Source organism: Shewanella sp. SM71 (assembly GCF_025653905.1).
Classification (GTDB): Bacteria; Pseudomonadota; Gammaproteobacteria; order Enterobacterales; family Shewanellaceae; genus Shewanella; species Shewanella oncorhynchi.
This window is the reverse complement of sequence record NZ_JAKKRW010000005.1, coordinates 264,261-270,632: the sequence shown is the minus strand read 5'-3', so window position 1 is coordinate 270,632 and position 6,372 is coordinate 264,261. Positions and strand designations below refer to the sequence as shown.

5 protein-coding genes are annotated in these 6,372 nt (G+C 47.8%); 1 reads left to right on the top strand and 4 read right to left on the bottom strand.

Features of this window, described 5'->3' with window-relative positions; translation table 11 throughout:
• Positions 1 to 643 precede the first annotated feature (643 nt).
• Positions 644 to 1,183, bottom strand: coding sequence for an alpha/beta hydrolase YcfP (ycfP, locus tag L5L97_RS07235; RefSeq protein ID WP_263138761.1), 540 nt, complete (start codon positions 1,181 to 1,183; stop codon positions 644 to 646).
• 79 nt (positions 1,184 to 1,262) lie between these two features.
• On the bottom strand, positions 1,263 to 2,291 hold the full coding sequence (gene nagZ / locus L5L97_RS07230) for a beta-N-acetylhexosaminidase (RefSeq protein WP_263138760.1): 1,029 nt from the start codon (positions 2,289 to 2,291) through the stop codon (positions 1,263 to 1,265).
• A gap of 385 nt (positions 2,292 to 2,676) precedes the next feature.
• Here nagZ and L5L97_RS07225 point away from each other — a divergent pair, with 385 nt between their 5' ends.
• Positions 2,677 to 4,053: an L-serine ammonia-lyase gene (locus tag L5L97_RS07225; protein WP_028759794.1), complete on the top strand. Its 1,377-nt coding sequence runs from the start codon at positions 2,677 to 2,679 to the stop codon at positions 4,051 to 4,053.
• A gap of 118 nt (positions 4,054 to 4,171) precedes the next feature.
• Here the strand turns inward: L5L97_RS07225 and fghA are convergent, their stop codons facing one another.
• Positions 4,172 to 5,014: an S-formylglutathione hydrolase gene (gene fghA / locus L5L97_RS07220; RefSeq protein ID WP_028759793.1), complete on the bottom strand. Its 843-nt coding sequence runs from the start codon at positions 5,012 to 5,014 to the stop codon at positions 4,172 to 4,174.
• A 152-nt stretch (positions 5,015 to 5,166) separates the two neighbouring features.
• The gene (locus tag L5L97_RS07215; RefSeq protein WP_006081880.1) at positions 5,167 to 6,306 is read right to left on the bottom strand and encodes an S-(hydroxymethyl)glutathione dehydrogenase/class III alcohol dehydrogenase; all 1,140 of its coding nucleotides are present in this window, start codon (positions 6,304 to 6,306) and stop codon (positions 5,167 to 5,169) included.
• Positions 6,307 to 6,372: the final 66 nt, after the last annotated feature.

The following is a 6,372-nucleotide window of genomic DNA, read 5'->3' as shown; positions in this document are numbered from 1 at the left end:
CCGAATACGAAGCTTACTTAAGTAAGCGGAAACAGGCAAAGGAAGGTCGAAACTCTTGGTTCGATCCTGTCTTAGCTGCTATATAGGGTGCTGGGTAACAGAACACGCCTTAGTGGAGGCTTGAGCCGTATGCAGTGAAAGTTGCACGTACGGTTCTTAGGAGGGCGGCACTTGGTAACAGATGCCGTCTATCCGACAAAAGTGTGTTGCGTATGTCTTTTAAATCTACAGGTTACGTGAATGCACGAAGGTGAGCCATGGTGATTGGCGAGACGACCGTCCGGGGCGGTCGAGCATCCACGGACGGACTGGCTGCGAGTCGGTGAGTGAATGCCATGGCAAGCCTACATGCGTAGATACCAGCCAACGCTAATCCCCTAAAACCAAAACCCAAAGTCGCAGCCACCCTAGACTACTTTCCTACACATTTAAGTCCAAAACCAATACAGTCGATTTTATAATCTAGAGCCCTCAATATGCCCTACTGAAATATATACCCATAGTCACACTCATATTCAGAGTCGCAATGTGCGCGGCATGAAGTATTAAAAGCCAAACCATAAGGCGGAATAGCCGATGAGACAAACCCACTCCCCTCTTAAATATAAAAAGAGGAGTGATACTTTTATTCAATCGATATAAATCAAGCCAACTTAAAGGCTTTTATTTTGGGGAGATGGGCGGCGAGTTGGGGGAATTTGTGGGGTTGAACGTCATCCCAATCAATCGAATAATAGGGGCTTAATTCACTGGCGAGTTGCTGATTATCGAACATCTCATCATTAACCGAAAATATACACATGGCCTTTTGAGTATTCTTTTCACGAAATTGCGACACGCACTTATTGGCAATGTCGGCATATTCTTCTGGGCGGTCAATCTTGCCCTGCATATTATTTTCTGGGTGCAAATTAGGGTTAATCAGCACAGATTTAAGACCATTTAAAAATCCAATCCGCTCGGCCCAATAAGCGCCGAGTCCCACGCCAACCATTAACGGCGCGGGATCGTCGCAATGCTGCATTTGCTTAGCGACTTCCTTGAGCAAGTGTTGCATGTCGTGCTTAGGGTGCAAGGTGCTGTAACTGATCAAACGCACATCAGGGTCAATAAATTGCAACTGACGCATTTTTTCGTGATTACCTGGGCTAGTAGCATCAAATCCATGAAGATAGAAAATCATATCAAGGCCTTTTAATCATTTTTGATTACAGTGAATTAACTAACCCTAGCAAAAGAGTGATCTCACACCTTGCGCTACATCAAACTTTCGCCTGTTGAGCCAAACAAATTTGCTCGGCAAGCTGCTTGGCATTTTCCCAACGGGCCGTATTATCGAGCGCAGCTGCCGTTTGCGCAGCATTGGGTTTAAGTAAACTCGCAGGATACTGTGGCGCGCTCGCAGGCCAAGTAAAGCCATCGAGTAGCGACATTACGCCCGCATTGTCATTACACACTAAAATCATGTCGCAACCTGCGGCTAAGGCGGCGCTGGCCCTTGCACGGTAATCGCCCGCAAATCCTGCGCCTTGCATGCCAAGATCGTCAGAGAAAATCACCCCGTTAAAGCCAAGTTCTTTACGCAGCACTTGTTTTAGCCAGTATTCAGAGAAGCCCGCAGAGTTAGGGTCGACTTTAGGGTAAACCACGTGCGCGGGCATCACGCCTAATAACTTTTCTTTTGCGATCAATTCTTTAAACGGTAGGATATCCTTTGCAAAAATCGCCTCAGCATCGCGATCATCAATGGGTTTCTCGTAGTGCGAATCCGCCACTACACTGCCGTGCCCGGGGAAATGTTTACCCACGGCGCCCATGCCAGCTACGGCCATGCCAGCAATAAAGTTTTCGGCCAGTGTAATCACCTCGGCGGGCTCTGGGCTAAAGCTGCGTTTACCTATGACTTGGCTCACGCCGTTTAAGTCCAATACGGGCGCGAAACTTAAGTCGATATCGCAAGCCAGTAATTCAATCGCCATCAAGAAACCGAGCTCACAGGCCCAACGCTTGGCCAATACCATATCGCCCTTTGCTGCGGGTAAAATGTCGCCCATGGCGGGAATAATGGTAAAGCCATCACGGAAGCGTTGTACTCGGCCACCCTCGTGATCGACGGCGATTAATATTTCTGGGCGTATTTGGCGTATCTGTTGTACCAGACGGATCAACTGATCACGGCTCGAAAAATTGCGGGAAAATAGGATTAAACCACCCACCTGTGGATGGCGTAGCATCTCAGATTCAGCCTCACTGACGTCCAACGACAGTAAATCCAACATTAAATAGCTCATACTTCTCCCTAAAAATATTCATTAAGACTCAAAAAATAACCACTCAAGCCATAAGTAGTCCACGCTCACAAAAAAGCTAAAAAAAGCGAGCCACCTACCCTTGTAGCGCTATCGAAGCCTGTATTCTTGGCCATAAAATGGCCTGTAAAAAAGTCCCAATTAAGTTCAGCTTATCCGAACTATTACGAATAAAAAAAACTAATGTGAATTGTCACACTAATCTATGGGATACTGGCGTTAGAGTATCACACAAGCAGATTTCGCATGAAAGAACGCCGCCACTGACCAGAGTACACGCGCAAGATTAGCGTGCTTCAATCTGCAGAGCGAGCAATCCCATGCACTCAGACTAAAATAATAAACAAGACACAACAGGACTTCTATCATGATTAGCGTATTTGACATGTTCAAGATCGGCATAGGTCCATCGAGTTCACATACCGTCGGCCCAATGAAAGCGGGCAAAATCTTTATGCAAAACCTGACTGACTCAGGACTCGTGACCCAGATTGATGAATTAAGAGCCGAACTCTTTGGCTCCCTCGGCCAAACAGGCAAAGGCCACGGCACGGGCAAAGCAGTGATTTTAGGCTTAATGGGTGAAGATCCAGAAACCGTGGACACTGACAGTATCGACGGTATTTTAGAACACGTCTCCAAGGACGAAACCTTAACGCTGCACTGTGGCAAAGTAGTTAAGTTTACCCGTGAGCAAGGCATTACCTATCACAGACGCAAAACGCTACCTGCGCATGCTAACGCCATGACCTTGTACGCTTACTGTAAAGGAGAATGCATTTTTGATCGCACTTACTACTCAGTGGGTGGCGGCTTTATTTTAGATGAAGATGAAATTAGCCAACGTAATGCCTCACCAGCCTCACAAATTGAATCGGCTCCTTTTGATTTTGTGAGTGCGGCTCACTTACTGGAATTATGCGGCGAGCAAGGTCTCAGCATTTCTTCTTTAATGATGGCGAACGAACTGAGTTTAGCCACTGAAGATGAAGTCAAAGCCAAGCTGTGGAATATTTGGCAAACGATGAAAACCTGTATCGAACGCGGTTATCAGAAGGAAGGCATTTTACCTGGCGGCCTAAAACTGCGTCGTCGTGCACCTGCACTGTACCGTCGTTTGAAAGCCGAAGGCCGTAACAATGTCGATCCATTAACCGCTATGGATTGGGTCGATTTATTCGCCCTGTCGGTCAACGAGCAAAATGCGGCCGGTGATCGCGTCGTCACTGCGCCAACAAACGGTGCTGCGGGAATTATTCCTGCCGTTTTATGCTATTACGATACCTTCGTACAAGAAGTGGATATCGATGTCTGCGCCCGTTATTTATTAACTGCCGCTGCAATTGGTATTTTGTACAAGAAAAATGCCTCAATTTCGGGCGCCGAAGTCGGTTGCCAAGGTGAAGTGGGCGTGGCCTGTTCTATGGCCGCTGGCGCACTGACTGAAATCATGGGCGGTACGGTTGAGCACGTTGAAAACGCGGCTGAAATCGGCATGGAACATAACTTAGGTCTAACCTGCGATCCTGTGGGCGGCCTAGTGCAAGTGCCTTGTATCGAACGTAATGCCATGGGCGCGATTAAAGCGATTAACGCCTCTCGTATGGCCCTGCGTGGCGACGGTAACCATAAGGTTTCACTGGATAAAGTGATCAAAACCATGATGGACACCGGCAGAGATATGCGCAGTAAATACAAAGAAACCGCCAAAGGTGGCCTAGCAGTCAACATTGTTGAGTGCTAAGTGCTGAGTGTTAATTCACTCTCGTTAATCGCTTAAATCGCACCATAAAAAATGCCGCAACTCAGTGAGTTGCGGCATTTTTGTTTTAGCGCATCGACGTGACTGCCGAATCGGCTATTTATGGCTTAAAGTACAAGCTATGGAACTTAAGGTGCTCTTCAATAAAGCTCGCGATGAAGTAGTAGCTGTGATCGTACCCCGCTTGCATCCGCACATCCAAGGGATAACCCTTGGTATGGGCGATATCCACCAGCGATTGTGGCATCAATTGGGTGTCTAAAAAGCTGTCAGCTTCACCTTGGTCAATCAGTACTGGCACTTCGCTAATCGCGAGCTTAAGCAACTCGCAGGCATCATACTGGCGCCAATGTTCACGATTTTCACCTAAATACTCACTAAAGGCTTTAATGCCCCAAGGTGCATTACTTGGATTCGAAATCGGGCTAAAGGCCGAAATTGAGCTATATCTGTGTGGATTACTCAGACCAATCACCAAAGCACCATGACCGCCCATTGAATGGCCGGAGATAGCGCGCTGGGTAGTGACAGGAAAATGCGCTTCAATCAAGGTAGGCAGCTCATGGACTATGTAATCGTACATTTTGTAATGGCGATTCCAAGGTGCTTTTGTCGCATTGAGGTAAAAACCCGCGCCTAAGCCTAAATCGTAAGCTTTATCCGCCGCATCGGGCACATCGTCACCGCGAGGACTGGTATCTGGGGCGACAATCGCCATCCCAAGTACCGCTGCCATGCGCTGTGCACCCGCCTTCTGCATAAAGTTTTCATCGGTACAGGTTAGACCTGAAAGCCAATACAGCACAGGCACAGGTTTATTCACCGCCTCAGGCGGCAGATAAATGGCAAAGCGCATCTCGCAGTTTAACGACTGAGATTGATGGCGATACTGCTTATGCCAACCGCCAAAACTCTTGTTACAACTGATATTTTCTATGGTCATACAAGTCCTTTTAAGCTCAATCTTTTAGCGCTATTTATAACGTTAGTCATGGCGCTTATCGTCAGCTCAGTTGGCAACACAGCAGACAGATTTGCACCTGTCTGCCCGTTAGTCACATCAAGCTGAAGTATCAGTTTAAAATGCAAAACCACTTATTTATCAAAATGGATCACGCTACGGATGCTCTTACCTTCGTGCATCAGCTCGAACGCTTCATTGATTTGCTCCAGCCCCATAGTATGGGTGATAAAATCATCGAGCTTAAACTCACCCGCCATGTAACGCTCAACAATGTGTGGCAGTTCAGAACGCCCTTTCACACCGCCAAAGGCAGAACCGCGCCAAACGCGGCCAGTCACCAATTGGAATGGACGGGTTGAAATCTCTTGACCAGCACCGGCAACACCGATGATGACTGATTCACCCCAGCCCTTATGACAACACTCTAAGGCGCTGCGCATCACGTTGACGTTGCCGATACACTCGAATGAGTAATCCACGCCACCGTCGGTCATCTCAACGATCACCTCTTGGATGGGCTTATCCAATAATTTTGGGTTGATGCAATCGGTCGCGCCGAGTTTTTTGGCTAACTCGAACTTAGATTCGTTGATATCAATCGCGATAATGCGGCTGGCTTTGGCCATAGTGGCACCGATAATCGCCGATAAACCGATACCGCCGAGGCCGAAAATCGCCACGGTTGCACCTTCTTCCACTTTGGCCGTGTTCATCACAGCGCCCATACCAGTGGTTACGCCGCAACCTAACAGACAAATTTCTTCTAATGGCGCGCTCTTATTGACTTTAGCCAATGAGATTTCAGGCAGTACAGTATATTCAGAGAAGGTCGAGCAGCCCATGTAATGGAAAATGGGCTTGCCATCGAGATAAAAACGCGTGGTGCCATCAGGCATTAAACCTTTACCTTGGGTCGCACGGATTTTTTGGCACAGGTTAGTTTTGCCCGATAGGCAGAACTTACACTCGCCGCACTCTGGGGTATAAAGTGGGATCACATGATCGCCCACTTGTACGCTGGTCACACCCTCGCCCACTTGCTCAACGATACCGCCGCCTTCGTGGCCTAGAATCGCTGGGAATACGCCTTCTGGATCGTCGCCGCTCAGGGTAAACGCATCCGTGTGACACACGCCCGTAGCCACAATGCGCACTAAGACTTCGCCCGCTTTAGGTAACATCACATCCACTTCTTCAATCTTAAGTGGTTGTCCTGGTCCCCAAGCAACAGCGGCCTTTGATTTAATAAACTGCGGTTTTTCGTTCGACATTGTTACGTCCCTTGAATAGGTAATAGGAGTAAGTCATTGGTGTATCATAAATTCAATTCAGGCCAA

Bases quoted from the DNA above. Each gene is read 5' to 3' on its own strand.
- ycfP (WP_263138761.1), bottom strand. From the start codon at position 1,183: ATGATTTTCTATCTTCATGGATTTGATGCTACTAGCCCAGGTAATCAC.
- nagZ (WP_263138760.1), bottom strand. From the start codon at position 2,291: ATGAGCTATTTAATGTTGGATTTACTGTCGTTGGACGTCAGTGAGGCT.
- L5L97_RS07225 (WP_028759794.1), top strand. From the start codon at position 2,677: ATGATTAGCGTATTTGACATGTTCAAGATCGGCATAGGTCCATCGAGT.
- fghA (WP_028759793.1), bottom strand. From the start codon at position 5,014: ATGACCATAGAAAATATCAGTTGTAACAAGAGTTTTGGCGGTTGGCAT.
- L5L97_RS07215 (WP_006081880.1), bottom strand. From the start codon at position 6,306: ATGTCGAACGAAAAACCGCAGTTTATTAAATCAAAGGCCGCTGTTGCT.